Origin of the sequence: Micromonospora rubida (genome assembly GCF_009908295.1) — a bacterium.
Lineage (GTDB): Bacteria > Actinomycetota > Actinomycetes > Mycobacteriales > Micromonosporaceae > Micromonospora > Micromonospora rubida.
Genome location: NZ_JAAALO010000002.1, coordinates 849973 through 875600, shown reverse-complemented (window position 1 = coordinate 875600; position 25628 = coordinate 849973). Strand labels below are relative to the sequence as shown.

The 25628-nt window shown below is 71.5% G+C and carries 32 protein-coding genes and 1 pseudogene; 16 read left to right on the top strand and 17 right to left on the bottom strand.

What is annotated here, in order from left to right:
• Window positions 1-25: 25 nt before the first annotated feature.
• Window positions 26-994: a Gfo/Idh/MocA family protein gene (locus GVV04_RS08540; RefSeq protein ID WP_161686264.1), complete on the bottom strand. Its 969-nt coding sequence runs from the start codon at window positions 992-994 to the stop codon at window positions 26-28.
• Between the two features lie 81 nt (window positions 995-1075).
• Here GVV04_RS08540 and GVV04_RS08535 point away from each other — a divergent pair, with 81 nt between their 5' ends.
• Window positions 1076-1909 carry an NUDIX hydrolase gene (locus GVV04_RS08535; protein ID WP_161686262.1) on the top strand — a complete coding sequence of 278 codons (834 nt, stop codon included), beginning with the start codon at window positions 1076-1078 and terminating at the stop codon, window positions 1907-1909.
• A 107-nt stretch (window positions 1910-2016) separates the two neighbouring features.
• Here the strand turns inward: GVV04_RS08535 and pstB are convergent, their stop codons facing one another.
• The 7 genes from pstB to GVV04_RS08500 all read right to left on the bottom strand — a co-directional run bounded on the left by pstB (window position 2017) and on the right by GVV04_RS08500 (window position 9496).
• Window positions 2017-2793 (bottom strand): phosphate ABC transporter ATP-binding protein PstB, encoded by a 777-nt coding sequence (gene pstB, locus GVV04_RS08530; RefSeq protein WP_161686260.1) that lies wholly within the window; start codon window positions 2791-2793, stop codon window positions 2017-2019.
• A 17-nt stretch (window positions 2794-2810) separates the two neighbouring features.
• Entirely contained in the window at window positions 2811-3899 is a 1089-nt protein-coding gene (gene pstA, locus GVV04_RS08525) for a phosphate ABC transporter permease PstA (RefSeq protein WP_161686258.1), read from the bottom strand.
• Window positions 3896-4987 carry a phosphate ABC transporter permease subunit PstC gene (pstC, locus tag GVV04_RS08520; protein WP_161686256.1) on the bottom strand — a complete coding sequence of 364 codons (1092 nt, stop codon included), beginning with the start codon at window positions 4985-4987 and terminating at the stop codon, window positions 3896-3898. Before pstC ends, pstA begins: the two co-directional genes overlap by 4 nt.
• Before the next feature lie 44 nt (window positions 4988-5031).
• Window positions 5032-6138, bottom strand: coding sequence for a phosphate ABC transporter substrate-binding protein PstS (gene pstS, locus GVV04_RS08515; RefSeq protein ID WP_161686254.1), 1107 nt, complete (start codon window positions 6136-6138; stop codon window positions 5032-5034).
• Between the two features lie 191 nt (window positions 6139-6329).
• Window positions 6330-7256 carry a mycothiol synthase gene (gene mshD, locus GVV04_RS08510; protein WP_161686252.1) on the bottom strand — a complete coding sequence of 309 codons (927 nt, stop codon included), beginning with the start codon at window positions 7254-7256 and terminating at the stop codon, window positions 6330-6332.
• Between the two features lie 70 nt (window positions 7257-7326).
• Entirely contained in the window at window positions 7327-8202 is an 876-nt protein-coding gene (locus tag GVV04_RS08505; RefSeq protein ID WP_161686250.1) for a polysaccharide deacetylase family protein, read from the bottom strand.
• A gap of 625 nt (window positions 8203-8827) precedes the next feature.
• Window positions 8828-9496, bottom strand: coding sequence for a winged helix-turn-helix transcriptional regulator (locus GVV04_RS08500; protein WP_201753212.1), 669 nt, complete (start codon window positions 9494-9496; stop codon window positions 8828-8830).
• Window positions 9497-9795: 299 nt separating this feature from the next.
• On the opposite strand from GVV04_RS08500, the gene GVV04_RS08495 reads away from it, so the two are divergent.
• The 5 genes from GVV04_RS08495 (at window position 9796) to GVV04_RS08480 (ending at window position 13388) form a co-directional block, all read left to right on the top strand.
• Window positions 9796-10851 (top strand): hypothetical protein, encoded by a 1056-nt coding sequence (locus GVV04_RS08495; RefSeq protein ID WP_161686247.1) that lies wholly within the window; start codon window positions 9796-9798, stop codon window positions 10849-10851.
• 165 nt (window positions 10852-11016) lie between these two features.
• A complete protein-coding gene (locus GVV04_RS08490) occupies window positions 11017-11805 on the top strand; it encodes an LmeA family phospholipid-binding protein (RefSeq protein WP_161686245.1) in 789 nt (262 codons plus the stop codon).
• A gap of 126 nt (window positions 11806-11931) precedes the next feature.
• The gene (locus tag GVV04_RS34745; protein WP_407938779.1) at window positions 11932-12009 is read left to right on the top strand and encodes an Ms5788A family Cys-rich leader peptide; all 78 of its coding nucleotides are present in this window, start codon (window positions 11932-11934) and stop codon (window positions 12007-12009) included.
• 206 nt (window positions 12010-12215) lie between these two features.
• Window positions 12216-13064 (top strand): sulfurtransferase, encoded by an 849-nt coding sequence (locus tag GVV04_RS08485; protein ID WP_161686243.1) that lies wholly within the window; start codon window positions 12216-12218, stop codon window positions 13062-13064.
• Between the two features lie 3 nt (window positions 13065-13067).
• Entirely contained in the window at window positions 13068-13388 is a 321-nt protein-coding gene (locus tag GVV04_RS08480) for a DUF1416 domain-containing protein (protein WP_161686241.1), read from the top strand.
• 114 nt (window positions 13389-13502) lie between these two features.
• On the opposite strand, the pseudogene GVV04_RS08475 reads toward GVV04_RS08480, so the two are convergent.
• Together GVV04_RS08475 and GVV04_RS08470 are read right to left on the bottom strand one after the other, a co-directional pair.
• Window positions 13503-13751 (bottom strand): annotated as a pseudogene (locus GVV04_RS08475) (hypothetical protein); the annotation flags it as partial.
• Window positions 13748-14185 carry a DivIVA domain-containing protein gene (locus GVV04_RS08470; RefSeq protein WP_328822273.1) on the bottom strand — a complete coding sequence of 146 codons (438 nt, stop codon included), beginning with the start codon at window positions 14183-14185 and terminating at the stop codon, window positions 13748-13750. The gene GVV04_RS08470 and the pseudogene GVV04_RS08475, both read right to left, overlap by 4 nt.
• Window positions 14186-14433: 248 nt before the next feature.
• On the opposite strand from GVV04_RS08470, the gene GVV04_RS08465 reads away from it, so the two are divergent.
• From GVV04_RS08465 to GVV04_RS08455, 3 genes are all read left to right on the top strand, one after another.
• Window positions 14434-14673, top strand: a complete 240-nt coding sequence (locus tag GVV04_RS08465; protein ID WP_161686235.1) for a winged helix-turn-helix domain-containing protein — start codon at window positions 14434-14436, stop codon at window positions 14671-14673.
• Window positions 14674-14858: 185 nt separating this feature from the next.
• Window positions 14859-15266 carry a hypothetical protein gene (locus tag GVV04_RS08460; protein ID WP_161686233.1) on the top strand — a complete coding sequence of 136 codons (408 nt, stop codon included), beginning with the start codon at window positions 14859-14861 and terminating at the stop codon, window positions 15264-15266.
• 443 nt (window positions 15267-15709) lie between these two features.
• Window positions 15710-16441 carry a DUF4145 domain-containing protein gene (locus GVV04_RS08455; protein WP_161686232.1) on the top strand — a complete coding sequence of 244 codons (732 nt, stop codon included), beginning with the start codon at window positions 15710-15712 and terminating at the stop codon, window positions 16439-16441.
• A gap of 402 nt (window positions 16442-16843) precedes the next feature.
• Here GVV04_RS08455 and GVV04_RS08450 read toward each other — a convergent pair whose 3' ends face one another.
• The 3 genes from GVV04_RS08450 to GVV04_RS08440 all read right to left on the bottom strand — a co-directional run bounded on the left by GVV04_RS08450 (window position 16844) and on the right by GVV04_RS08440 (window position 17912).
• The gene (locus tag GVV04_RS08450; protein WP_161686230.1) at window positions 16844-17266 is read right to left on the bottom strand and encodes an SHOCT-like domain-containing protein; all 423 of its coding nucleotides are present in this window, start codon (window positions 17264-17266) and stop codon (window positions 16844-16846) included.
• A gap of 11 nt (window positions 17267-17277) precedes the next feature.
• Window positions 17278-17451, bottom strand: a complete 174-nt coding sequence (locus GVV04_RS08445) for a hypothetical protein (RefSeq protein WP_235965733.1) — start codon at window positions 17449-17451, stop codon at window positions 17278-17280.
• Between the two features lie 83 nt (window positions 17452-17534).
• Window positions 17535-17912, bottom strand: coding sequence for a DUF2089 domain-containing protein (locus tag GVV04_RS08440; protein ID WP_201753007.1), 378 nt, complete (start codon window positions 17910-17912; stop codon window positions 17535-17537).
• Between the two features lie 144 nt (window positions 17913-18056).
• Between GVV04_RS08440 and GVV04_RS08435 the strand changes: the two genes are divergently transcribed.
• The gene (locus GVV04_RS08435) at window positions 18057-18908 is read left to right on the top strand and encodes a hypothetical protein (protein ID WP_161686226.1); all 852 of its coding nucleotides are present in this window, start codon (window positions 18057-18059) and stop codon (window positions 18906-18908) included.
• Window positions 18909-18939: 31 nt separating this feature from the next.
• Here the strand turns inward: GVV04_RS08435 and GVV04_RS08430 are convergent, their stop codons facing one another.
• From GVV04_RS08430 to GVV04_RS08420, 3 genes are read right to left on the bottom strand one after another with little or no spacing between them, the layout of a single operon-like run.
• A complete protein-coding gene (locus tag GVV04_RS08430) occupies window positions 18940-19527 on the bottom strand; it encodes a TetR/AcrR family transcriptional regulator (protein ID WP_161686224.1) in 588 nt (195 codons plus the stop codon).
• A 22-nt stretch (window positions 19528-19549) separates the two neighbouring features.
• On the bottom strand, window positions 19550-20233 hold the full coding sequence (locus GVV04_RS08425; RefSeq protein ID WP_161686222.1) for an ABC transporter ATP-binding protein: 684 nt from the start codon (window positions 20231-20233) through the stop codon (window positions 19550-19552).
• The gene (locus GVV04_RS08420; RefSeq protein ID WP_161686220.1) at window positions 20230-21354 is read right to left on the bottom strand and encodes an ABC transporter permease; all 1125 of its coding nucleotides are present in this window, start codon (window positions 21352-21354) and stop codon (window positions 20230-20232) included. Before GVV04_RS08420 ends, GVV04_RS08425 begins: the two co-directional genes overlap by 4 nt.
• Window positions 21355-21555: 201 nt before the next feature.
• Between GVV04_RS08420 and GVV04_RS08415 the strand changes: the two genes are divergently transcribed.
• Both GVV04_RS08415 and GVV04_RS08410 read left to right on the top strand, forming a co-directional pair.
• On the top strand, window positions 21556-22089 hold the full coding sequence (locus tag GVV04_RS08415; protein ID WP_161686218.1) for a SigE family RNA polymerase sigma factor: 534 nt from the start codon (window positions 21556-21558) through the stop codon (window positions 22087-22089).
• Between the two features lie 45 nt (window positions 22090-22134).
• Window positions 22135-22803 (top strand): hypothetical protein, encoded by a 669-nt coding sequence (locus tag GVV04_RS08410; RefSeq protein WP_161686216.1) that lies wholly within the window; start codon window positions 22135-22137, stop codon window positions 22801-22803.
• A gap of 45 nt (window positions 22804-22848) precedes the next feature.
• On the opposite strand, the gene GVV04_RS08405 is transcribed toward GVV04_RS08410, so the two are convergent.
• Window positions 22849-23211 (bottom strand): DsrE family protein, encoded by a 363-nt coding sequence (locus GVV04_RS08405; RefSeq protein WP_161686214.1) that lies wholly within the window; start codon window positions 23209-23211, stop codon window positions 22849-22851.
• A gap of 23 nt (window positions 23212-23234) precedes the next feature.
• Between GVV04_RS08405 and mtfM the strand changes: the two genes are divergently transcribed.
• Genes mtfM through ygfZ form a run of 4 tightly spaced genes read left to right on the top strand, consistent with a single transcriptional unit; the run spans window position 23235 to window position 25584 of the window.
• Window positions 23235-23339: a small membrane protein MtfM gene (gene mtfM, locus GVV04_RS33910; RefSeq protein WP_036376929.1), complete on the top strand. Its 105-nt coding sequence runs from the start codon at window positions 23235-23237 to the stop codon at window positions 23337-23339.
• A 55-nt stretch (window positions 23340-23394) separates the two neighbouring features.
• The gene (locus tag GVV04_RS08400; RefSeq protein ID WP_161686212.1) at window positions 23395-23988 is read left to right on the top strand and encodes an FABP family protein; all 594 of its coding nucleotides are present in this window, start codon (window positions 23395-23397) and stop codon (window positions 23986-23988) included.
• Window positions 23989-24043: 55 nt separating this feature from the next.
• Complete coding sequence (locus GVV04_RS08395) at window positions 24044-24475, top strand: Fur family transcriptional regulator (RefSeq protein WP_161686210.1); 432 nt, start codon at window positions 24044-24046, stop codon at window positions 24473-24475.
• On the top strand, window positions 24472-25584 hold the full coding sequence (gene ygfZ, locus GVV04_RS08390) for a CAF17-like 4Fe-4S cluster assembly/insertion protein YgfZ (protein WP_161686208.1): 1113 nt from the start codon (window positions 24472-24474) through the stop codon (window positions 25582-25584). The genes GVV04_RS08395 and ygfZ overlap by 4 nt, the downstream gene beginning before the upstream one ends.
• Window positions 25585-25628: the final 44 nt, after the last annotated feature.

The window sequence follows — 25628 nt, the reverse complement described above, 5'->3', positions numbered from 1 at the left end:
CGTCGACGGGGGGAGCCCCTCCGCCTCACCGGTAGCGCACGCCGATCTGTTCCCGGACGGCGTCCAGCAGGGCCATCACCTCAAGGGTGGTCGAGTGCGGGACCAGCGGGCTCTCGGTCAGCCCCGCGGCGAGGCAGCGCTGCACCTCGGCGGCCTCGTACTGGTAGCCGCCGCCGGTCAGGTCGGCGGGGATCGTCTCCGGGTCGGCCCCGGCCCGGTGCAGGGTCGCCGACGGCGGCCGGAAGAACGGCGCGGGCAGGTCGATCCGGCCGGCGGTGCCGGTGATCGAGGCGACCATCGGGGTGGCCCCGATCATGCCGCAGCTCAGCGTCGCCACCGCCCCCGAGTCGTACCCGAACACCATGCCGGTGTTCTCGTCGACCCCCTCGGGGCCGAGCTTCGCCCAGGCCCGGACGTGCTGCGGGACGCCGAGCAGCAGGTGGGCCAGGCTGACCGGGTAGACGCCCAGGTCGAGCAGGGCCCCGCCGCCGAGGGCGCGGGCCCGCATCCGGTGCTCCGGCGCGAACGGCCCGGCCGCCCCGAAGTCCGCCTGCACGCCGGTGACCTGCCCGATCGCGCCCTCGGCGATCAGCTCGACCACCCGCAGGATCAGCGGGTTCGTCCGCATCCACATGGCCTCCATGAGGAAGACCCCCCGGGAGCGGGCCGCCTCGACCAGTTCGGTGCTGTCCGCCAGGTCGAGGGTGAACGGCTTCTCCACCAGCACCGCCCGGCCGGCGGCCAGGCAGGTCATGGTCGCCTCGTGGTGCGCGACGTGCGGCGTGGCCACGTAGATCGCGTCCACCTCGTCGTCGGCGGCCAGTTCCGCCCAGGAGCCGTACGCCCGCTCCGCGCCGTGCCTGTCGGCGAACCGCCGCGCGCCCTCCGGCGTCCGCGAGCCGACCGCCACCAGCTCGGCTCCGGGCACCAGCCGGAGGTCCTCGGCGAAGCGGCCGGCGATGTGGCCGGTGGCCAGAATCCCCCAACGTGTCATGCGGCCACGCTAGCCGGGGCCGGTCCGGGCCCCGACGTCCGCCGAATCGGGCGGCCCACCCTGCGGGACTAGGCTCGACGCATGACGATCGACAGCGACGGCTTCGCCGCCCCGCCGGCCCTGGTCGAGCACGCCCGCCGGTTCCGCGCCGAGGGCGGCACACCGGCGCGGCCCCGGGTCGCGGCCACCGTGCTGCTGCTCCGCCCGGCCGGCGCCGACTTCGAGGTGTACGTCATCCGCCGCGTCGCCGCGATGGTCTTCGGCGGCGTCTACGCCTTCCCCGGCGGCGGGGTGGACCCGTCGGACTCCCAGGCCCACCTCGACTGGGCGGGCCCCGAGCCGGCCGGCTGGGCGGGGCGGCTGGGCGTCGCGCCGGACGCCGCGCAGGCGGTTGTCTGCGCCGCCGCCCGGGAGGTCTTCGAGGAGTCCGGGGTGCTGCTGGCCGGCCCGGACCCGTCGACCGTGGTGGGCGACGTCAGCGGCGACGACTGGGAGACCGCGCGGCAGGACCTGGAGGCCCGTCGAAGGGGCTTCGCCGACCTGCTCGGCGAGCGGAAGCTCACCCTCCGGTCGGACCTGCTGCTGCCGTGGAGCCGGTGGATCACCCCGGAGTTCGAGCCGCGCCGCTTCGACACGTACTTCTTCGTGGCTCTGCTGCCGCAGGGGCAACGGACCCGGGACGTCTCCGGGGAGGCCGACCACACGATGTGGGTGCGCCCGGCGGACGCCCTGGCCCGGGCGGAGGCCGGTGAGCTGACCATGCTCCCGCCGACCCTGGTCACCCTGGCCCAGGTGGCCGCCGCCGGCGACCTGGCCGGGGTGGCCCGCGCGTCCGCCACCCGCGACGCCGCCACCCCGATCGCCCCCCGCCTGGACCTGCCCGCCGACGGCGAACCCCGCTTCGTCCTCGACTGAATGCCCACCCCCTCGCCGATCTTGCATTTCCGGCCCGGTCAAATCCGGCATACAGCTCGAAATGAGGGCCGCAACTGCAAGATCGACGGGGTGGGGGTGGGGTGGGGTCAGCCGAAGCGGCCGGTGATGTAGTCCTCGGTCTTTTTTTGGGTCGGGTTGCTGAAGATTTTTTGGGTGTTGTCGTACTCGATGAGGCGGCCCGGGTCGCCGGTCTTCTCGATCGAGAAGAAGGCCGTGCGGTCGGAGACGCGGGCGGCCTGCTGCATGTTGTGCGTGACGATGATGATGGTGAACTTGTCCTTGAGCTGGAACATCAGGTCCTCGATCGCCAGCGTGGAGATCGGGTCCAGCGCCGAGCAGGGCTCGTCCATCAGCACCACCTGCGGCTCGACCGCGATCGTCCGGGCAATGCAGAGCCGCTGCTGCTGACCGCCGGACAGGCCCGCGCCCGGCTTGCCGAGGCGGTCCTTCACCTCGTCCCACAGGTTCGCCGCGCGCAGCGCCCGCTCGGCCGCCTCGTTCAGGACGGACTTCTTGCGTAGCCCGTTGAGCCGCAGCCCGGCCACCACGTTCTCGAAGATGCTCATCGTGGGGAACGGGTTCGGCCGCTGGAAGACCATGCCGATCGTCCGGCGCACGGCGGTGACGTCCACGTCGCGGTCGTAGATGTTCTGCCCGTCGATGGTCAGGTCGCCCTCGACCCGGGCCCCCGGCAGCACCTCGTGCATCCGGTTGATCGACCGCAGGAACGTCGACTTGCCGCAGCCGGACGGCCCGATCAGGGCGGTCACCGTCTTCGGCTCGACGGTCAGGTTGATGTTCTCGATCGCCTTGAAGGAGCCGTAGTAGGCGGTCACGTTCGTGGCGTCGATGCGCTTGGCCATGGTGGTACCTCCGGGGTTCATCGGCCGAGCCGGTTCCGGCGGGCCAGCAGCTTCGCCGCGACCGTCAGGACCAGCACGAGGGCGACCAGGGTCAGCGCGGCGGTCCACGCCCGCGCCGGCGCGTACCGGGACGCGTCGCCGGCCTGCTGGTAGACGAAGAGGGCCAGCGACGACTGGTTGTCCTCGAACGGGTTGAAGTTGATCGCCGCGCCGCCGCCGGCGACGAGCAGCACCGGCGCGGTCTCGCCGGCCGCCCGCGCGACGGCGAGCATGACGCCGGTGACGATGCCGGGCAGCGCCGTGGGCAGCACGACCCGCAGGATGGTCTTCCACTTCGGCACGCCGAGGGCGTACGCCCCCTCGCGCAGCGGCGCGGGGACGAGCCGCAGCATCTCCTCCGTGGAGCGGACCACGGTGGGCAGCATCAGCACGCTCAGCGCGAGCGCGGCGGCGAAGCCGGAGAAGCCCGGCCGCCCGTCGTTGAACACGGGCGAGACGACCAGCACCCAGAACGCCAGCACGAACAGGCCGGCGACGATGGACGGGATGCCGGTCATCACGTCGACGAAGAACCGGATCGCGAAGGCGAACCGGCCCCGGCCGTACTCGACGACGTAGATGGCGCAGAGGATGCCGAGCGGGACGGTGATCAGGGCGGCGATGCCGACCTGCTCCAGCGTCCCGACGATCGCGTGGTACGCGCCGCCGTTCGGGTCCCGGGCCCCGATGTTGTTCATCGAGGTGCCGAAGAAGTCGCCGTCCAGGCGCTCGACGCCCTTGCTGACCAGCGTCCAGACCACCGAGGCCAGGGGCAGGGCGGCCAGCACGAACGCGGAGTGGATCAGCGCGCTCCAGGTGCGGTTGCGGGCCGACCGCCGCCCCTCGACGGCGTTGCTGGCCGCGAAGAGGCCGGCCAGGTGGAGCAGCGCGGCGAGGACCACGACGAGGACCGGGCCGCCGATGCCGGCGCCGTACACGATCGCGGCGGCGACCACGACGGCCGCCAGGGCGATCGCGGGGGCGGCGTACCGGGGCAGCCGCTTCGCCCGGAGGCTGGGCGGCTGGGCCGGGGGCCGGGGGTGTTGGTTGGCGATGGTGGTGGTCATGCGGCCGACTCCGTGAACTCCCGGCGGCGGTGGACGATCGCCCGCGCGGTGATGTTGACGATCAACGTGATGGTGAACAGCACCAGGCCGGAGGCGATCAGCGCACCCCGTCCGGTGTCGTTCGCCTCGCCGAACGCGTTGGCGATGTTCGCGGCGATGGTGTTGCCGCCGTTCTCGATGAGGTTGAACGAGACGCCGAAGGTGATGCCGAGGGTCATCGCCAGGGCGATGGTCTCGCCGAGCGCCCGGCCCAGGCCGAGCATCACCGCGGCGATGATGCCGGGGCGGCCGTACGGCAGGACGGCGGTGCGGATCATCTCCCAGCGGGTCGCGCCGAGCGCGAGCGCCGCCTCCTCGTTCGCGGTCGGGGTCTGGAGGAACACCTCGCGGGAGAGCGAGGTGACGATCGGCAGCACCATGATCGCCAGCACCAGCGAGCCGAGCATGATCGACTTACCGAACGGGCCGTCGCCGCCGAAGATCGGGATCCAGCCGAAGTACTGGTTCAGCCAGGCGGATAAGTCCCGGACCGGGGCGACGAAGACGTCCCGCCCCCAGAGCCCGAAGACCACGCTCGGCACGGCGGCGAGCAGGTCGATCAGGAAGCCGAGGGCGGTGCCGAGCCGGCGCGGGGCGTAGTGGGAGAGGAAGAGCGCGATGCCCAGCGCCACCGGCACCGCGATGAGCAGGGCCAGCGCGGAGCTGAGCACCGTGCCGAAGGCGAGCGTGCCGATGCCGAACCTCGGGGTGGTGTCGTTCGGCGACCAGCCCTCGTACGTCCAGAAGTTCGCGGTGTCGGCGCGCAGGGCCGGCACCGCCTTGGCGATCAGGAAGCCCGCGATGGCGGCGATGATCACCAGGACGGTGGTGCCGGCGGCCAGGGTCAGACCGCGGAACGCGCGCTCCGCCCCGAAGGCCCGCGCCCGGGGCAGGCCACCGCCGCCGCCGAGGCCGTCCCCGCCCGGGGTACGGGTGCTGACTGGTGACTCGGCCACACGCGCCGGGGCGCCGGCGGGCCGCTCCTGGCCTGAGGCCACGCGGATCCCGCCGGTGCCGGCGTCGGCCGAGCGGGAAGGGGTTTCACCCATCGGCTCGCTCGCTTCGAGTTGAGGGAGGTGGTGTAGGCGTGGAGTCAGGAGAGGTTCTTGACCGCGGCCTCGACCTTGGTCCGGACCGAGTCCGGCAGCGGGGCGTAGCCCAGGTCGGTCAGCTCGGCCTGGCCCTCGGCGCTGGCCGCGTGCCCCAGCAGGCCCTTGACCAGCGGCAGCTTGTCGGCGGCTAGGCCCTTGCCGCAGACGATCTCGTACGTCACCAGGACGATCGGGTACGCCCCGGCCTCCTTGGTGTTGTAGTCGACCGACATCTTGAGGTCGTCGCCCTGCCCCTCGATCTTGGCCCCGGCGATGGTCTTGCCCGCGTTCTCGGCGGTCAGCTCGGCGAACTCGCCCGCGCCGTTACCGATCTTCGCCATCTTCAGGCCGGCGTTCTCGGCGAAGGACCACTCCAGGTAGCCGATCGAGCCGTCGGCGCCCTTGACCGAGCTGGCCACGCCGTCCGAGCCCTTCGCGCCGGTGCCGCCCGGGGCCTTCCACGCCTTGGCGTTCTCGAAGGTCCAGTCCGCGCTCGCGGTCTTGGCCAGGAACTTGGTGAAGTTGTCGGTGGTGCCGGACTCGTCCGAGCGGTGCACCGTCTGGATGGTGGTCGGCGGCAGCTTGGCGTCCGGGTTGTCGGCCTTGATGGCCGGGTCGTCCCACCTGGTCACCTTGCCGGCGAAGACCTTCGCCAGGGTCGCCGGCTTGAGCTGGAGGTTGTCCACGCCGCTGACGTTGTAGGCGACGGCCACCGGGCCGATCACCATCGGCAGGTGGACGGCCTTGCCGCCGGAGCACTTGGCGTCGGCCTGCGGCTGCTCCTCCGGCTTCAGGGCCGAGTCGGAGCCGGCGAAGTCGGCGGTGCCGGCGATCAACGCCTGGATGCCCGCGCCCGAGCCGGACGGCTCGTAGTTGATCGTGCTGCCAACGCACTTCTGCTGGTAAGCCTTGATCCACTCGGCCATGGCGTTCTTCTGGGCCGAGGAGCCCTGCGCGTTCAGGGTGCCGGTGGCACAGTCGGCCGCGGCGGCCGACCCGGAGGCCGAGGCGCCGCCGGCGGGCTCGTTGTTGTCCGAGCCGCATGCACTGAGACCGAGCACCGCAGTGAGAGCGAGGCAGGCGATAGTGCCGTGCCGCTGGAGCTTCACCTGAGGGGTTTCCCTTCACGTCTGGACGGGCCGCTCCGGATGGGGGCCCGGGGGGAGGCCGGCGTGACCGGCTGACCTGAAAGCTAGGAGCGCCAGGTAGCCGGATCGCCCGTCAGACGTGAACGAGGGGTGAACAGAGAGCCTCCACGTGGCGTCGCCGTGACGCACGTGCCGCTGGGTCGGCGGCGGCCTCAGCCGAGGTGGTAGTTGACATGGGCGCACCAGCGGGCGAAGCCGGCCCGCTCGTACAACGCGACCGCTGCGGTGTTCGACTCGTCGACGAAGAGCATCACCCGGTCCAGCCCGCGCTGGTCCCGCAGGTACGCCAGCCCCGCCGTGGTCAGCGCCCGGCCCAGGCCGCCGCCGTGCGCCTCCGGGTCGACACCGAGCACGTAGACCTCGCCGATCCGGGCCGACCCGGGCCGCTCGTGCACCTTGGTCCAGTGGAAGCCGAGCAGCCGCCCCGTGGCGGACTCGACGGCGAGCAGGAAGCCGGCCGGATCGAACCACGGCTCGGTGAGGCGTACCCGTAGGTCGGCTGCCGTCCAACGCCCCTGCTCGGGGTGGCTGGCGAAGGCCCGGGCGTTGAGCGCGAGCCAGGCGTCGTCGTCCGTCCCGGGGGCGAACGCGCGCAGGACCACCCCGTCGGGCAGGCGCGGCTCGGCCGGCGGGTCGGCCAGCGGGCGACGAAGCTGCCAGAGCACCCGGGCCCGGGTGAGGCCGAGGTCGACGGCCAGGGCGGCGGCGGACGGGTGGTCGCCGTGGGCCCAGGCCCGTACCGGCCCGGCGGCCGCGTCGAGCACCGCCCGGGCCAGCGCCCGGCCGGTGCCCCGCCGACGGTGGGTGGGGTGGACGGCCAGTTCCACGCCGATGCCGGCCGCCGGGTCGGTGGTGTCCAGGTGGGCGTAGCCGGCCAGCGTCCCGTCCGGCGCGCGGGCGGTGAGGTGTATGGCCGGGGCCTGCGGGTCGCGCATCCGCAGCAGCGCGTGCTCGTCGAACGGGTCGGCCCCGTCGGCGTCCCCGGCCGCCCGGGCCAGGGCCAGCACGTCGGCCGCCTCGGCCGCCGTCAGCGTCTCACTGCGGGTCACCCGGTCGGTCGTCGGCTTGGCGCTGCTCATCCCGTAACCGTAACGGGTGCGGCCCGGGTCCCGGCGTGCTGACGTGGGGGCGCTGCCTGCCGCCGGGGGCTCAGGCGGTGCCGGCGGGGATGGGCAGGGCCTCCAGCCGGAACCGGCCGGTCAGTTTCGGCAGGATGCTGTGCAGCGCGTCCACGGTGCCCTGCCGGTCGCCACCCGCGTCGTGCAGCAGCACGACCGCGCCAGGATGCACGTCGGCCGAGACCACGGCGGAGATCTTCGCTGCCCCCGGCGCCTTCCAGTCCGACGGGTCGACGGTCCAGTGCAGCGGGATCATGCCGATCTCCTCGGCCGCCGACACCACCGGGTACGTCCACGCGCCGCCGGGCTGCCGGAAGTAGCCGATCGGCGCGTCGGGCACGGCGTCCCGGATCGCCGCGTTGGTGCGCAGCAGGTCGGCGCGGATCACGTCCGGCGACCGCTTGCCGAGCAGCACGTCGTGCTGCCAGGAGTGGTTGCAGAGGGTGTGCCCGTCGGCCACGATCGCCTGGATCAGGTCTGGGTGGTTCCAGGCGTTCTCGCCGACCACGCAGAAGGTGGCCTTGACGCCGTACTCCCGTAGCAGCGCCAGGACCTGCGGGGTGTACTGCGGGTTGGGCCCGTCGTCGAAGGTGAGCGCCACCTCCGCCGATCCCGTGTCGACCCGAGCGCCGAACAGGCCGTCACCCGCTGTCTCCGTCGGCTGCCCGGTGGCGCCGTTCTGGCCGCCGACGGTGGGCCCGGCGGTGGGCCCGGCAGTGGGGGAGGTGGGGGCGGCCCCCGGCGGCTGGTCGGCGTACGGCGGTTCGTCAGCGTTCCTCGCGACTCCCGTAGGGTGCGGCCTCGGCTCGGGGGCCATCTTCTGCCCGAGCGCGAACGCGGAGCCGAGCAGCACGGCCACCACGACTGCGGCGAACCCGACGAATCGCCCGCCCGCTGTGGGGGCCATCAGCCGACACCGCCGCTCGGGCGCCGGGACCGGCCCCTCTTCGCCCCCGTGGTCATCGCACGCACCGTCGCCCCTTCCGCCATCGACCCGACAGTCAGAATAAGACCGACGAGTCGTGCAAATAGGGCAAATCGGGAACAGGTGGCCGACGGGACAGTCCCGGCCGGGCCTGGCGTGATCGTCTGCTGATTTGTGAGACAACGATCGTGAAGTCCGCCCCACTCCGGGAGGCGGGGACGCCGCCGCTGTTGCCGTCGCTGACCGGCGGGCAACCCCGCAGCGCCCCCTTTGCACTGCCGCCCCCGGTGCAACGCTCATGGAGCGTGACGGTTCTGCCGACCTCTCGTGCCGGCACCCGACGCGAAGCTGCTGCGCGAGGCTGGTGCTGGTGTTGCAGGCTGGTGCTGGTGTTGCGGTGGCGGCAGCAGAGCAAAGGGGCGAGGTGGCACTACCCGCCCGGCACCCGAGCCGCTCGGACGGCGGGCACGCTGTCCCACCTCACCTGCCCATCCGCATCGGCGAGGGTCTATTAACATGGTCAGGGTTTTCGCCGCGATCCATCGATCAAGCCCGCAGCTATCGCACTTACCCCAATGCGGTACGGGGCCCAGGCCGGGATCGTGACTCAGGCCGGGACCGGGGCGTGCTCGGACTCGGGCAGCGACCGCGACGGCGGCACGACGAACTTGTAGCCGACCTGGCGGACCGTGCCGATCATCGACTCGTACTCCGAGCCGAGCTTGGCCCGCAGCCGCCGCACGTGCACGTCCACCGTCCGGGTGCCGCCGAAGTAGTCGTAGCCCCAGACCTCGCGCAGGAGCTGGTCCCGGGTGAACACCCGGCCCGGGTGCTGGGCCAGGAACTTCAGCAGCTCGAACTCCTTGTACGTCAGGTCGAGCGGCCGGCCCTTGAGCTTCGCGGCGTAGGTGTCCGGGTCGATGGTCAGCTCGCCGGCCCGGATCGAGCCGCAGGCCCCGGCGGTGGCGTTGCTCAGTCGGCCGACCGCCAACCGCAGCCGGGCCTCGACCTCGGCCGGCCCGGCGCCGGCCAGGATGACGTCGTCGACGCCCCAGTCGGCGTTCAGCGCGATCAGCCCGGCCTCGGTGACCACCGCGACCAGCGGCACGCCGAGCCCGGTGGCGTGCAGCATCCGGCAGGTGGCCCGGGCCTCGCTCAGCTCCGACCGGGCGTCCACCAGCACGGCGTCCGGACTGGGCCCGGCGACCAGGGTGCGGACGTCGCGCGGCGCGGTGCGCACCGAGTGTGGCAGCAGGTCGAGCGCCGGCAGCACCATCGATGGTTCGCCTGCGCGTGCGGTCACCAGCAGCAGGATCTCCACACGATCACCTCCGTCCCGGCGGCCCTGTGGCCGCGCGCGACCAGCGACACTCCCGGGTGGGGGGTGGCGCTGAGAACTTGCGTGGGTCCCGGCGTCGCTGACGGGCGGGTATCGGCTTGAGGGTAACCGATCGCCCTGCCTGCACATTCGCGCGGTTTCCTCTTTGTCCGCCTTGCCCGCGATCGTGCCGCAGGTTTTAACGTTGCTGAAACCGTGGCCACCACGGTGACACCTGGGTCTGGCACGATCGGGACGTGTATCCCCCGACCTCCTCCGAGGCCGGCCGGGACCCGTGGGCCGACGACGACGTCCCACCAGGGCCGGCCGGTCGTGCGCACCCACCGGTCCCGCGCATCGGCCCGGACGTCGACGACGGTCCCCCGGCCAGGCGGGGTCGCCCCCGCAGGCTGCGCCGCAGCGGCGACCCGGGCCGGCGGCCCGACGACGAGGCCGTCGACGACGTCGACGAGGAGGAGGAGTTCGAGCCGGTCGAGGTGCGCCGGCCGCTCTCGCTCACCGTCGCCGGGTTCGCCGCACTGCTCGGCGTCGGCCTGGTGCTCGGCGCGCAGACCGCCGGGCCCGGGCACCGGTTGCCGTTCGCGTTCATCATCTTCGGCGTGCAGTTGATCTTCGTCCTGGCCTGGACGATGGCCATGCGCCCACCCGCGCTGCTGCTGGTCGCCCTGGTCAGCGCGGTGGTGGCCGCCGCCGCCGACACCGCCGCCGTGCAGTCCGACATCGCCGGTCTCGCCCCGCTCGGATACCTGGCGGCCGGCGGCTTCCTGCTCGGCGTGCTCGGGCAGCTCGTCCGCCGGGTCGACCGGGTTCGGGTCACCGACTCGCTCGGCACCACCCTGCTGATCGTGGTCGGCGTGGTCGCCTTCGCCACGCTCATCGTGCTCAGCCGGATCCCGGCCGGCACCCAGGCGATCACCGTCTGCCTCACCGCCACCGGTGTCGCGCTGACCGTCGCCCGGATCACCGACGCGGTGCTGCCCTGGCCCCGGCTCGCGCCGCAGGTGCCCCGGGGCGCGGCGGGCGTGGTGGCCGGCGCGATGGCCGGCACCCTGGCCAGCGCCGTCCTGGGCAGTTACCTGGTCAGCTTCACCCCGACCAGCGGTGCGGTGATCGGGCTGGTCACCGCCGCCACCGCCGTGCTGGCCGACCTCGCCGTCGGGTACGCCGAGGCGGGCCGGTTGATGGCCGGCGAGCTGCCGACGATGTGGGTCGCCCGGCACATGCAGGGCCCGCTCGGCGGCTTCGCCCTGTCCGCCCCGGCGGCGTACGCGATGTGCGTGCTGTTCCTGTGAGCGACCGGCCGGCGGCGCCCGCCCGCCGGCCGGGCTCGGCCAACGGTTGAGGGTTTCCCCGCCCGGGTACTGTGCGGTGCGCCGCAGGGCGGCAGCAGCCGTAGGGCGGCAGCACCCGACCGTCGGCGTCCCATCGGGCGCCGGCCAGGACAGAAGGAGGCGGGCGTGGCGGAGGCCTACCCGGCGCACGAGGAGCGCCCCCGGCGACGTGGGCGCAAGGTGCTCATCACGCTCCTGGTCCTGCTGGTGATCCTGGCCGGGCTGCTGGTGGCGGCCGACCGGATCGCCGCCGGGGTCGCCGAACGGGCCATCGCCGACCAGGTCACCAAGGAGATCGCCAAGCAGGACGCGCAGTCCTCGGCGCCCGAGGTCGAGGTGGGCGGCTTCCCCTTCCTCACCCAGGTGCTCGACGGCAAGTACGAGCGGATCACCATCAAGCTGCGCGACGTGCAGGGCTCGGTGCGGGGTGACGCGGTCAGCCTGCCGACGCTGGACGTCGACGCCCGCAACGTGCGGGCCTCCCTGGACACCCTGCGCACCCAGCAGGGCGACGTGGTCGCCGAGACCGTCGACGGCACCGGCACCATCACGTACGACAGCCTGGCGAAGCTCCTCGACCGGCCCGGCCTGACCCTCGGCGAGCGGGACGGCAAGCTCGCCGTCACCGCCCCGGTCGACATTCTCGGGCAGAAGCTGACCGTCACCGGCACCGCCAAGGTGACCGTCAGCAAGGAGGGAAAGGTGTCGCTGAGCTTCAACGACCTCGACGCCGAAGGGTTGCCGAACATCCCGCTGGCCCGCACCCTGCTCAACAACTACGCCAAGGGCATCTCGATCGACGTGCCCCTGCCCGAGCTGCCGTTCCAGCTCGTCGTGCGCGAGGTCAAGCCGCTGCCCGGGGGGCTCGCGGTGACCGCCGCCGCGAAGGACGTCCCGATCAACTCGGCCGGCTGAGCCGCCCGTGTCCCGGCCGGGACGGTGTCGCCCCGGCCGGGACGGTGTCGCCCCGGCCGGGAAGGCCGTCCCGGATGCTGGTCGGGCCGGTGGCGCTCCCCGGGACGGCTGGTAGCCTCCCTGTTCATGGGGACGCACCTCACCAAACGGCGCGCGATCGACCTGTGTCGCGTGGCCACCTGCCTGTGTCGCCCCGTCATCTGACGGCGGGGCTGTCCTCGGCCGCCTGACGGCGGCCACCGGCCACAGGGTCTGCGTACCCTCCGGTGTTTCCCCCTCTTCGCCCGGCAGCGGCGCCGTCGCACGAACCCGTGATCCCGTCCTTCCCACTGGGTCCCGCGCGTGGTGCGACAGTCACCTATTTCGATCCCGCGCAGGCTCACCATCCATCCTCACCAGGGAGTGATCTGATGAGTCGCGACACCGCACTCGTCTCGGCCGAATGGGCCGAGAAGAACATCGACGCCCCGGGCGTCGTCTTCGTCGAGGTCGACGAGGACACCTCGGCCTACGACACCGGCCACATCGCCGGCGCGATCAAGCTGGACTGGCGGACCGACCTCCAGGACCAGGTCCGCCGGGACTTCGTCAACAAGAGCCAGTTCGAGGCGCTGCTCTCCGAGCGCGGCGTCGGCAACGACGACGTCGTCGTCCTGTACGGCGGCAACAACAACTGGTTCGCCGCGTACGCGTACTGGTACTTCAAGCTCTACGGCCACCGCGACGTCAAGCTGCTCGACGGCGGTCGCAAGAAGTGGGAGCTGGACGCCCGCCCGCTGGTCACCGACGCGGTGACCCGGCCGCGGACCGAGTACGTCGCGCAGGAGCCGGACAACACCATCCGCGCCTTCCGTGACGAGGTCATCGACGCGATCGGCACCAAGAACCTGGTCGACGTGCGCAGCCCCGACGAGTTCGCCGGCCGGCTGCTCGCCCCCGCCCACCTGCCGCAGGAGCAGGCCCAGCGCGCCGGGCACATCCCCACCGCGATCAGTGTGCCGTGGTCCAAGGCCGCGAAGGAGGACGGCACCTTCAAGTCCGACGACGAGCTGCGCAAGATCTACGCCGCGGCCGGGCTCGACGACGGCAAGGAGACCATCGCCTACTGCCGGATCGGCGAGCGCTCCTCGCACAGCTGGTTCGTGCTCCAGGAGCTGCTCGGCCACCCCAACGTGAAGAACTACGACGGTTCCTGGACCGAGTACGGCTCGCTGGTCGGCGTGCCGGTCGCGCTCGGCGACGAGCCCGGGGAGGCCTGAGCCATGACCGCTCCCACCGCTGCCGGGTGCGCCGCGCCCGACCAGGCCGCCCCGCTGCCGGCCAGCCTGGACCTGGAGAAGGAAACCGTCATCACCGGCGACGTCCGGTCCGAGGCCGGCGAGGTCGTCGCGGGCGCGTACGTCCGGCTGCTCGACTCCACCGGTGAGTTCACCGCCGAGGTGGTCACCTCCCCGGCCGGGCAGTTCCGCTTCTTCGCCGCGCCCGGCGCCTGGACGCTGCGGGCGCTCTCCCGGCACGGCAACGGCGACGCCGCCGTCACGGCCGCGCGCGGCATCAACGAGGTCGCTGTAACGGTCGCCTGAGGTGTAAGCGTGGATCGGCTCGGGCCGGTCGCCCCTGAACGGGGTGACCGGCCCGAGCCGTTCCGCGATAACCGAGGCAATCGGCCGACGGCGGGCATCGGGGGGCGCTCACGAGGTGCAGCCGCCCGGATGGCCGACCCGCCGGATGCAGCGACGTCGCCCGCCGAGCCGCCGGTCGCAGAAGACCTGATGCTGCGTGTCCGGCGTGCCCTCCTCGGACACCGTCGTCTCGCCGAGCACCAGCTCCGGTAGGAACGCCAGCGACCGGCCGATCGAGCGGGCCAGCAGCCGCGCCGCCGGCAGGTCGTCGGCGGCAACGGTCAGGTGTACGACGTACCGCTCGCGCTCGGTCGCGGCGGTCACCGGCGTACCACCCGGGGGCCGAACCGGGACTGCCAGTCGCGGAGCACGCCCTTGATCCGCACGTTCTCCTCCCGGGTACGGTTCAGCTCGGCGTGCAGGGCGGTCAACTCGTCGGCGATCCGGTGCAGGAAGCCGTCCACCTCGGCCGGGTCCAGCCCGTGCCGGGACCAGCTGAACCACTGCTGCCGCACCTGACTGGCGCAGAGCGGCCGGTGCGCCGTCGACCGGTAGTGGTGGCCAGCGTTGTGTCGCCCCGATGGCCCGGACTGTCCGGCGGGCCGGGTGGCGGGTCGGTTGTCGGCGCGGTTGGTCGCGGGCCGGTTGGTGGCGCGGTGCCGGGCCGGTGGCGGCCGGTCGGGTGGCCGCTCGGCTGCCACGGATCGGCCGGTTGCCGTCGACCGGTTCCGGCGGAACAGCCGGAGGAACCTGCGCACGATGAGGACCGCCTTTCCGCAAGGGCAGCCGTGGGATGGCGCTGCCGCTGGAGGCGGCCGGGACGGGCGTATCCCTTCCATCTCCGACACCCGCCCCGACCGGGGGAGAGCCCTACTCGTTGCCACGCGAGGAGCGCTCACCGCCAACTTATTTGAATAACTGGAAAGAGTCAACGCCTGGTTGCAGTGCGTGGTTGCACGTGGTGATGAGTGCGTGATCGAATCGGAGGTGCCACGCGAGGAGTGCCATGCCTGCGACCCCGGACTACATCCGGATCTCTGACGAGATAGTTGCCGACGTCAGGTCGGGTAAGTACAAGCCGGGGGACAAGCTGCCCTCGATCAGTGAGCAGTGCGGCCGGTTCAAGGTCAGTGCGTCGACGATCAACCTTGTCAACGTGCGGCTGGAAGCGCTCGGGGTCATCAGCCGTCACCAGGGCAAGGGCATCTTCGTCACCGATCCGGAGACGTGGCTGCGTAAGCCCTGACCGGTAGCTGACACTTCTTCGGGTCCGCATGGGCCTGCCCAGGCGGCCGTACTGTCGAGTCGGTGACCGGTCGAGTAAGGAGCCGGCCAGGGCTCATCTGTGTCCGCCCGGGATCTCAGGAACCTGCGAGCCGCCGATAGATCAATCCGGCTCGTAGAGCACCGTTCTGGGCTACGATCCCGCCTATGACCGCAGCTCACGCGTACGAGTACGAGATTCCTGAGCATGCGCCCGCCCCCGTCGAGGCCGTCGAGCAGGCCGAGGGAGGCAAGGTCGTCTATCTCACGCGTAAAGGTCGCCGGATTGCTGCGGTGGTACCCACTTCGGTGGCGGAGCAGAATGACCTTGATGACCTTGAGGCGTTCTGGGAGGCGCAGGAGAACCAGGTCCGCGAGGCGTGCCGGCGGATGTGGAAGGCTGTCGCAAACGAGGACGAGGGCACTCGACAGGCGATGCGCGAGTCGATCGAGCGCATCCTCGAAGAGATCGAGGACGCAGCGGACGCGGCGATTGCCAGTGCTGCCGTGGCGCGTCGATCGTCCGAGGGGCCCGGGATACCCTGGGCGCAGGCAGTCCGGGACCTCGGGCTGTGAAGTGGTCCGTAGAGTTCACGCGGCGTGCTCTGAAGCAGCTTGAGAAGCTCGATGAGTCGGTCAGGCGGCGGGTGGGCTGTTAAAGCGAAGCTGCGCCAGTTCGTTCCGTCTTCTTCCTTTGGCGAGCAGGTACTTGTATCGATGAGCACCTGCCGGCGATCGCGCGGGCTTGTGCCCCAAGATCGTGCAGGTTTGCAGGGTAGTACGTGTCCTTGAGGATGAACCCGCGGGCCAAACCGCTCCCGGGCGGCCTTGTTCCGGCAGGTAAGGAATGTGGTTAGGCAGGCGATCCGATACAGGCCTCGCAAATCCTCCATCGTTGTCCGCGCGGCCCTGCTGGTCAAGGTTGACCGGCGTACACCAAGAGCTTCGACGGTACTTGTGGGAATTCCAGGGCCATATATGGGACATGGCTTGGCCGGGCGATAAGCTATCATCCAGTGATGAACCAGCATCTCGCTAAACTGGCTGATTGGATCGTTGAAAACGACTGGCCTGACACGACCTGCCCCTTTTGTCGGAGCACCACTCTTTCCGTTCAAGCAATAGAAGACCTACCAACAGCTCAATCGACGGCGCTTCAGCAGACGCACCCGGCGTGGGAACCCGATTGGATCACTGGCAAATTCCGCGGAGTGTTGCGTTGCAATGCAAAGCGATGCGGTGAAGATGTCTTAGTGACGGGCGAGATGCGAATCATCGAAACTACCGATGGTTTCCATGAGCAAACCTACGACTCCTCATATCTACTGCGATTCGCTCAGCCCTCATTGCCACTGATTGAGTTCGCCGAAGACTGCCCGGAGTCAGTTCGGCATCATGTTGACCAGGCGGCGACCCTGCTGTGGGCCAGCCCGGGCGCGGCCGCTGGCAGGTTGCGCCTCGCAATTGAACAGCTCTTGACTGAATTGGGTGACGCATCGAAGCGACCCCTAGATCGCCGGCTTTCCGATCTCAAGAAGACGGAGCCTGATGTAGCCGACACACTCCTGGCGGTAAAGTGGATAGGGAACCAAGGTGTCCATGAGGAGACGCTGAGTGCGACCGACGTGCTTGATGGCGCCAAGCTACTTGACCACGCACTAGATTTGCTATACAGGCATCCACAGATGAAGGCCTTGGCTACTCAGATCAATGCAGACAAGGGAATTCGCCGGCACACCGCCACACCATAGATTCCGATCGGGACCAAAAAAGAAGTGATCTCGGCGGCTATGCGGGCCAGTCCGGGCGACTCCCTCAGGAGGAATCCGGTCCTGACGCCAACCGCTGCGCATTGGCTCGGGCCGGTCGTCCTCAGGGGTGACCGGCCCGAGCCGTGACCGTTGCCGCGCCCGCCCGCCTTCACGGGTACCCGGCCAGGACGTGCGCCCACCTCGCCGGGGTCCGGCCCTCGCCGTACGAGGGTGAAGAGAGCCGGCCCCGCGTGGACCTCGCCGCTCCCGGTGTGAAGTCGACCCGGCCGGCTGCGCGGCTATTCTTCAGGTTGGCAGTTCAACCGTGCACTGCTGTGGCGGGCGCGGCCTCGGGAGGGTGTTCCAGCACCCTCTCGGGGGTCCGTCAAACTCCGACGGCGCCTACTCGCAGAAGACACGCACTTTGGCATCGGGCTGGTCCACCTCCACGGTCATCTCGTCGAGGTGCTCCACGAGCGCCTCGAGCTGTTCGGGCTTGAGCTGCGTCAGGTCGAACGGCACGCCCGACTTGTTCAGTTCGGCGTTGGCCTGCCCCAGCGCCTGCGGCGGGATCAGGGCCGCCAGCCGTACGCCGGCCCGCAGCAGTTGCAGCGGCACCCGCACGTTGACCCGTCCCGGCTCGCCGTTCTCGACGGTGTCCACCAACACCCGCAGGTACTTCGCCCTGCCCTTCGGCCGGGCGTCGAGGCTCGGCGCCGCCTCCGGCTGGGCCCGTTCGAGCGCGGCGATGAGCTGCTCCGCCTCCGCTGCGGTGATCTTGCCCTCGGCCAGCATGTCGAGGATGTCCTTGCGCTGTTCGTTCATCGGAACCTCTCCTATCGGATGGTTACGAGCACAGCCGAACGGCCCTGCTCGATGTCGACCCGGGTGCCGGGCAACGCGGAGATGACGCGCCAACCGGTGCCGAGTGCGCGCACCACACTGATGCGGTACACGAGGCAGGCCACGGCCGCCACCAGCACGACCAGGGCCACGACCGGTGAGAACACGAGCACTACGGGGAGCACCGGGACCCAGATCCGGATGGGACGACCGTCCGGGCGTTTGACCCGTACGGTCAGCAACTGCGGCATCACGTGCGGCCCTCCAGTTCGGACAACGCCTGCTGTGTGGTGATCTCGCCGCGGCGCAACCGATCGATGACGTCGGCCCGCGACGGCGCCGGATCGGTCTCGACGAAGTCGAGCATCTGCATGATCCGGTTCAGTCGTGACTTGATCGTCGGGTAGCTCACCCCGAAGATCCGCTCCATCTCCTTGATGGAACCGTGGCACCGCACGAACGCCGTGACGAAGACCTGATCCTCGACGTTGAGCTGAGCCAGTTGCGGTAGCTCGAACTCACCCTCGATCGCGACGCCGTTGCCTGCCAGGCGCACCCGCTCGACGACGAACGGCTGGCCCCGGGTCAGGTTCGTGAGTTCCTGCCAGTCCATCGCCTGCTCTGTCATATCTAAAGTTATAACCGGTGCTACTTCAACTTTCAATAAGTTGATCTTAATTTTCTTAAACGAGCGCTTCGGCGGTCGTCCTGCACCGGCTGGCGGAACCGGCGTGCCGGCGGGGGTGGCGACATCGCGTGACACGATGGCCCGGTGAGTGGTGCTGCACAGGCGGGATACGCCCCGCCGACCGGTCCCCGAGAGCCGACGCCCGCCCGCCGTCGGTCCCACTGGCTGCTGGCCGCGACCGTGGCCTGGGCGGTGCTGCTCGGCGTACTGACCTGGGTTTCGGTCCGCGACGACGGGCCGACCGTCCGCGAGCAGCGCAGCCTGGCCCAGGCCGGGCCGGTGGTCGACCGGGCGGTCGGTGAGCTGGTCGCGGCGGCTGGCGACGGGGTCGTCGCGCTAGAGCCGGACCGGATCGAGCGTGGCTGCCGGGTGACCCCGCTGCTCGACGGCGCGACGCTGGAGCGCGGGGTGGAGATTCTCGACCCCGGCGCCGACCCGCGCGCGGTGCTCACCCGGGTCGCCGACCGGCTTCCGGCGGGTTGGCAGGCCGGGGTTCGGGCCACCGACGATGGCCCCCGGCTGCGCGCCGACGCGGGGGAGTTCGTGCTGGTGGCGGGGCGATCGGCCGGCGACGGCCGGATCCGGTTGACCGTCCGCACCGGGTGCCGCCCGATCGGCGACGGCTACCGGCCACCCGCCGCCCAGGCCGGCCCGGAATCGGCCGCCCTGGCCGCCGCCCTGCGCGCGCTCGGCCACCCGGCGCCCGTCCCACCCACGCAGCAACTCGCCGCGCCCTGCCCCGGCACCGACCGCCAGGCCCGCACCGCCCGCCTCACCCTCGACCCCGCCCCGGCGGAGCCGGCCCGCGCGCTCGCCCCGGTCGCGGCCGACGCCGCCGTCCTGGAAACCCCCGAGGTGTACGCCTACCGTCAGGGCGTGGTCACCGTGGCCCTGGCCGGCTCCGACCTGACCGCCACCACCGGCTGCCGCGCCTGAACCCGTCCCGTCCGGCGGAACGGGTAGCCGGCTATGGGGTTCCCCGGCCCAGCAGGAACGGGCCGAGCAGTTCACGGACCCGTTCCCCGGTGGCGGTCGTGTCCGACCCCGCCTCGATCATGCGGCTGGCGGTGTAGACCACCGAGCTGATCAGCCCCGCCGTGCTGGTCGGGTCGGGCAGCCCCAGCTCGCTCAGGGCGGCCACCAGAGGGCCGCTCATCTGCTCATGCATCTGCCGGGTGCTGGCGTTGGTCTCCTCGCCCGGCACCGACTCGATCAGGGCGGTGGCGAGGGCGTGCTCACCCTCGGCGACCAGGCGGAGGTTCGCGGCGACGTACGCCAACACCTGCTCCCCCGGGCCGCCGGCCGCGGCCATCGCGTCGGTCACCTGGCGGGACCAGTTCGGCAGCACCTCCCTCACCAGCTCCAGCAGCAGGGCGTCGCCGGAGCGGAAGTACTCGTACACCGACGAGCGGGCCAGCTTCGCGCGGGCCGCCACCGCGGCGAGGGTGGGCGGGTGGCGGGGGTCCTCGGCCAGCAGCGACCGGGCGGCGTCGAGGAGGGCCCGGCGTCGCTCGGCCCGGTGCTGGGCTACGGTCGGCGCGTTGATGCGTGGCATGGGCCCTCCTCCTGCACGTCCGTCAGCCGGTGGACAGCCGCCCGTCAATCATCTCAACCACCCGGTCGCAGTGCTCCAGCACGTCCTGGTCATGGGTGACCATGACGCTGGCGACCGCCGACTGCTTCGTCTCCTGGGCCAGCAGTTGCACCACCTCGTGGCTGCGCGCCCGGTCCAGCGCGGCCGTCGGCTCGTCCACCAGCAGCAGCGACGGGTGCCCCACGAGGGCGCGGGCGATGCCCACCCGCTGGCGCTCGCCGCCGGAGAGCTGGTGGGGGCGCCGGTCCGCCCGGTGCGCCATTCCCACATCGGCGAGGAGTTGCGCCGGGTCGCGGGAGTCGATCCGCTTCTTGCTGAGGTTGGTGACCAGCCGGAGTTGGTCCAGGGCGGTGAGCGCCGGCAGCAGGTTGCCGCTCTGGAACACGAAACCGATGTGGTCGCGGCGGTACGCCGCCCTCGCCCGGTCGCTCATCGCGGTGACGTCGCGCCCGTCGATGGTGACCGTCCCCTCGTCGGGGGTGGTCAGCGCCCCGGCGATCGCCAGCAGGCTGGACTTGCCGGAGCCGGAGGGGCCGACGACGGCGACCAGTTCACCCGGCCGGACCATCAGGTCGACGCCGTCCAGGGCGGTGACCGTGTCGTCGCCGTCCCCGAGGCGCAGGGTCACGCCGGACAGGACGAGGCCGGTGCGTTCGGTGCTGCTCATCGTTGTCCTCCCAGGGCGGCGAGCGGGTCGATGGAGGCAACGCGGACGATCGCCGCGCAGGCGCCGAGGAGACCGAGCAGGACCAGGAGCAGGCTCGCGAGGGTCACGGCGGGCGCTTCGAGGGCGAACGGCACGCCGCTGCCGCCCATCAGGCCGCCGAGGGCGACCCCGACCGCCACCCCCGCGGCGATCGAGGCCACGAGGACGACCAGCGCCTGCGCCAGGCCATCCCGCAGCAGGTACGGCTTGGCGGCCCCCATCGCGCGCAGCACAGCCAGTTCGTGTTTGCGGCTGATCGTCCAGACCGTGAAGAACGCGCCGACGACCAGCGCCGAGATGGCGTACAGGAAGACCTGGATGAGCATCAGCGTGGAGGTCTCGGCGCTGTAGCCCGGCGACGCACCGTACGACTCCCGCTTCGCGAGGGTCGTCGTGCCGGCGGCGGCGTCCCCGGCGGCGAGGTCGGCGGTGTCGTCGGCCCTGATGGCGACCGCGGTGGCCTGCTCGGCGGCCTTGGCGGGAAGCTCCTGGCCGGGGCCGACCCCGGCGTGCAGGCGCTGCCAGGCCGCCAGTGGCAGGTAGGCCACGTCGACGTGACCGAAGGTGTGCTGGTCGGCGGTGGCACCGACGATCTTGAGCGGGGTGCCGATCCGGTCGACGGTCACCGTGTCACCGACCCGCAGGCCGGCGTCGAGGGCGGTCCGCGAGACGACGATCCCGTCGGGTGCGCCCAGCCCGGTCCCCTCGCCGGCCGACGGGGCCAGGAAGGAGTTCGGCTCGACGCCGAAGAGGGCGAGGTCGACCGGTACGCCCCGGTCGCTGCGTGCGTTGACCAGCATGTTGCCGAAGGGCGCGGCCTCCCGCACGCCGGGTTGCTGGCGCCACCGGGCGACCTGCTGGTTGTCCACGACGCTACGCGAGAAGGCCGAGTCGAGCTTGGTGCCGCCGTCGAAGGCGAAGGCGGTCACCGGCAGCCGTTGCAGGCCGGATACGCCGTCGTTGACCAGGCCCGACGACAGCCCGGAGAGCAGCACCATCAGCACCGCGATGAGGGCGACCACGCTGCCCATCAGCGTGAACCGCCAGCGCGCGAAGCGAAGCTCGCGCAGGGCCAGGAACATTCGTCCTCCTCGGGGAGCGTCCCCTTTTGCCGACATGACGTCGGAAAGGATACCGACTCGGTGTCGGTAAGAATCCGGGGGTACGCGTGGCCGCCGCGCGAGGGCGATCGCCTTCTCATTCAGTCGCAATGTGCTCGCCGCCCGTCGTCAACGCTTCGTCCCCAAGGCCCGTCATAGGGCTGTAGGGGCGAAGGAGGCAACGTGACAAGCGAACGAGATGAGCAGTTCGGGCAGTTCGTGCTGGACCGGCGTGCCGAGTTGGTGCGGACGGCCAGGTTGATCACCGGCGGTGACCACCATCTGGCCGAGGACCTGGTCCAGACGACGATGACGAAGCTCTACGTCAAGTGGCCGGCGTACTGCCGGGCCGGTAATCCGAGCGGCTATGTGTACCGAATCATGGTCAACGCGCTGACCGATGAGCGGCGTCGCCCGTGGTGGCGGCGGGAACGCTCCACGGCGGCCCTGCCCGACATCGCGCACGTCGAGCCAGGGCTGGACCGTGAGGGCGTCGACGAGCTGATGACCGCGCTCAAGCGGCTGCCGCCGAGGATGCGGGCCACGCTGGTGTTCCGGTACTTCCACGGCCTGGACGTGGCCGAGACCGCCGGCGCGTTGGGTTGCAGTGAGGGCTCGGTGAAGACCCAGACGGCCCGTGGGCTGCAACGGCTGCGCGAAGCCCTGGAGGTGACCCCCGGCCGGATGAGCTACCTGCCCGGCAACGCCCGACCCTGACCCACGGCCCTGTTCCGCGTCGGCACAACCATCCGAGGAGAAGTCATGAACACCGACCTGCACGACCGTTTCGTCGAAATGGCCGGCCCGGCCGCCACGCCGTCCGCCGCGACGCTCACCGCGGACCTGGAGCGCGGGCGACGCGCCCTGCGCCGGCACCGACTCGCCCAGGTCGGCGGTGCCGGGCTCCTGGCAGCCGCCCTGGCCGCCACGCTCGTCGTGCCCGGAGTGCGGACCGGCGACGGCGCACCGGACATCGCCGGGCCGCCGGCCGCCACCGCAACGAAGACCGGCGGGGCGACCAACCCGTCCCCGGTCAGGCTGGTGGCCTACACCGGCGAGCAGCCCACCGGGTTCACCGTCGACGAGGTGCCGGAGGGCTGGGAGGTCCAGGGTTCCGACGAGTCCGCCTTCATGCTCGCCCCGAAGGGCATCGCCGACCAGGACCCCCAATCGTTCGTTGGCAAGATCGGCATCGTGCTGCAGAGAACGCTGCCGGACGTGACGACGAAGAAGGTCACCGTCAACGGCCAGCCGGCTCTGCTGGCCACGATGGCCGGCAACGCCCGGCCCGGCACCGTCTTCATCAAGCAGCCCACCGGCGCGTACCTGGCGATCCAGGTGTGGCAGACCCTCAACTGGGGCGAAAAGGAGATCGTGCGGTTCGCCGAAGGCGTGCACGTCGGGAAGGACGCCCGCCCGATCGTGAGCTGAGCTCGATCACCGGGGGCGGTCAGGGCGGGGGCGAGGGGGCGGGGGTCAGTAGACCAGGGCCTGCGCGCCCTCGGCCATCGCCTCCTCGACGAAGACCGCCGCCCCGGCGATCCGCACCCCCGGCAGCACGTCGTCGGGGCCGATGTCCCGGCGGGCCGCGCACTGCGTACAGGCCGTCACCTTGCCGGTGCTGATGATCACGTGCAGCAGCTCGGCCAGCGGCGCGGAGTGCGGCAGCTCGAACTCCTGCGCCCGGCCGGGCAGGGCGAACCAGGTCGACTCCCCGGTGAGCCAGAGCGAGACGTCCACACCTGCGGCGGCGGCGGTGGCGGCGACGGTGAAGGCCTGTGCGCACCGCTCCGGCGCGTCGGCGCCGGCGGTGACCTTGACGACGAGAGTGCGGGCCATGGCGCCAGCATAGGATGGCCCGGATGGTTACCGAGATCGGGTTCGTCAGCCTGCTGGTCGCCGGCCTGGGCGCACTCGCCGGTGGCCTGGTCTACCTTGCCGTACGCATGTCGAGAGGACGTTGGTGAGCGCGAGGAGTGAGCCGGGTCTGCGAGCCCCGCAGTCGCGAACGGAGATGAGCCGGTGAGCAGCGAGAACCCTCTACAGCCGCCGTGGTTGAACGCGCCCCTGGTCGACCCGTACCCGTACGAGGAGAGCCACGACCTGCGGGTGGGCCCGAAGCTGCACCCGACGCTGGACGGGCTGCTGCCGTACATCGGGGTGTGGCGGGGTCGGGGTCGGGGCGGATACCCGACGATCGAGGACTTCGACTACGCCCAGGAGATCCGGATCAGCCACGACGGCCGGCCGTTCCTGTCCTACGAGTCGCGGGCCTGGATCCTCGACGAGGACAGCCGGCCGGTGCGCCCCGGCGGCCGTGAGGTGGGCTGGTGGCGTCCGGTGCTCGACGGCGACGGCCGGGCCACCGACGAGCTGGAGGCCCTGATGTCCGTGCCGACGGGCGTGATGGAGCTGCACATCGGCAAGCGCAAGGGCACCCAGTTGGAGTTCGTCACCGACGCCGTGGTCCGCACCTCCACCGCCAAGGAGGTCACGGCCGGGCACCGGCTCTTCGGCATCGTCGAGGGCGCCCTGCTGTACGCCCAGGACATGGCCGCCGTCGGCCACCCCCTGACCCCCCACCTCTCCGCCCGCCTCCTCCGCACAGCCGGCTAAACCCCGGGAGCGGGGCGGGGACGGGAGCGGGGGGTGGGCGGCGAACTATAGTCGGGTGGTGCCCGAATCCTCCCTTGCGGAAGTGCTCCGCGCTCGTGGGCTGCGGCTGACGGCGCAGCGGCAGTTGATCCTCCAGGCGGTGCTGGACCTCGGGCACGCCACCCCGGAGCAGGTGCACGGCGCGGTCCGCAAGGTGGCCGCCGGCGTCAACATCACCACCATCTACCGGACGCTGGAGCTGCTGGAACGCCTCGGCCTGGTGACCCACACCCACCTGTCGCACGGCTCGCCCACCTACCATGCGGCCGGCGAACACCAGCACGTCCACCTGGTCTGCCGGGAGTGCGGCGCGATCGACGAGATCGACCGGGAGCTGCTCCGGCCGCTCGCCGACCGGCTGGCCGGCGAGCGGGGGTTCCAGGTGGACATCGGGCACGTGGCGCTCTTCGGCGTCTGCGGTCGCTGCGAGGACGGGGAGCGGAAATGATCGACATCGCGGGCGTGGTCGCGGCCGAGGCCATCGACGAACAGACGCGGGACCAGCCGGAGCCGGCGCACCGGGCGGCCGGGGTGCGGGGGGTCGCCGCCCACTACGGCGACCCGATGCGGGAGCAGCGCACCCTCGACACCACCGTCGGCCTGGTCGACCGGTCACACCGGGGGATCATCGCCGTGCCCGGCGAGGAACGGATCGGCTGGCTGCACACCCTCACCACCCAGCACCTGGCGACGCTGAAGGCCGGCGAGGGCACCGAGCTGCTGGTGCTCTCCCCGCACGGCCACGTCGAGCAGCACGCCATGGTCGCCGAGGACGGCGAGACCACCTGGCTGGACACCGAGCCGGGCGCCACCGGAGGGCTGCTGACGTACCTGGAGCGGATGCGGTTCTTCACCAAGGTCGAGCCGCGTGACGCCACCGCCGAGCACGCCCTGCTCTCCCTCGTCGGCCCGGAGGCGACCGGCGCGCTCGGCACGCTGGGCGTGACCGGGCTGGCCGAGCCCGACGCCGTCGGGGTGCCGGGCCCGAAGTTCCGCTCCGGTGAGATGCCGGCCCGGCCCACCGTCCGGTACGCCGTCGCGCCGCTGCCGATCGGCGGGTGGGCCCGTCGGGGCCCGCTCGGCGTGGACCTGTTGGTGCCCCGGGTGGCCATGGACCAGGTGGTCGCCGAGCTGCGCGGGGCCGGGGTGCCGGTGGTCGGGCTGTGGGCGTACGAGGCGATCCGGGTGGCCGCCCGGCGGGCCCGGGTCGGGGTGGACACCGACCACCGGACGATCCCGGCCGACGTGGACCTGATCGCCCCGGCCGTGCACCTGGACAAGGGCTGCTACCGGGGCCAGGAGACCGTCGCCCGGGTGCACAACATGGGGCGGCCGCCGCGTCGGCTCGTACTGCTGCACCTGGACGGGGTGACCACCGACCTGCTGCCGGCCGCCGGCACCCCGGTGACCCTGGACGGCCGGGCGGTCGGTTTCGTCGGCACCGCCGTGCACCACCACGAGCTGGGCCAGGTCGCGCTGGCGGTGGTCAAGCGCAACGTCGGCGACGACGCCCGGCTCCTGGTCGGCGAGACGGCCGCCGCGATCGACCCTTCCTGAACTGACGTTCAGGCCGACGGTCGACCTGCCCGGGTGGGCCGTCT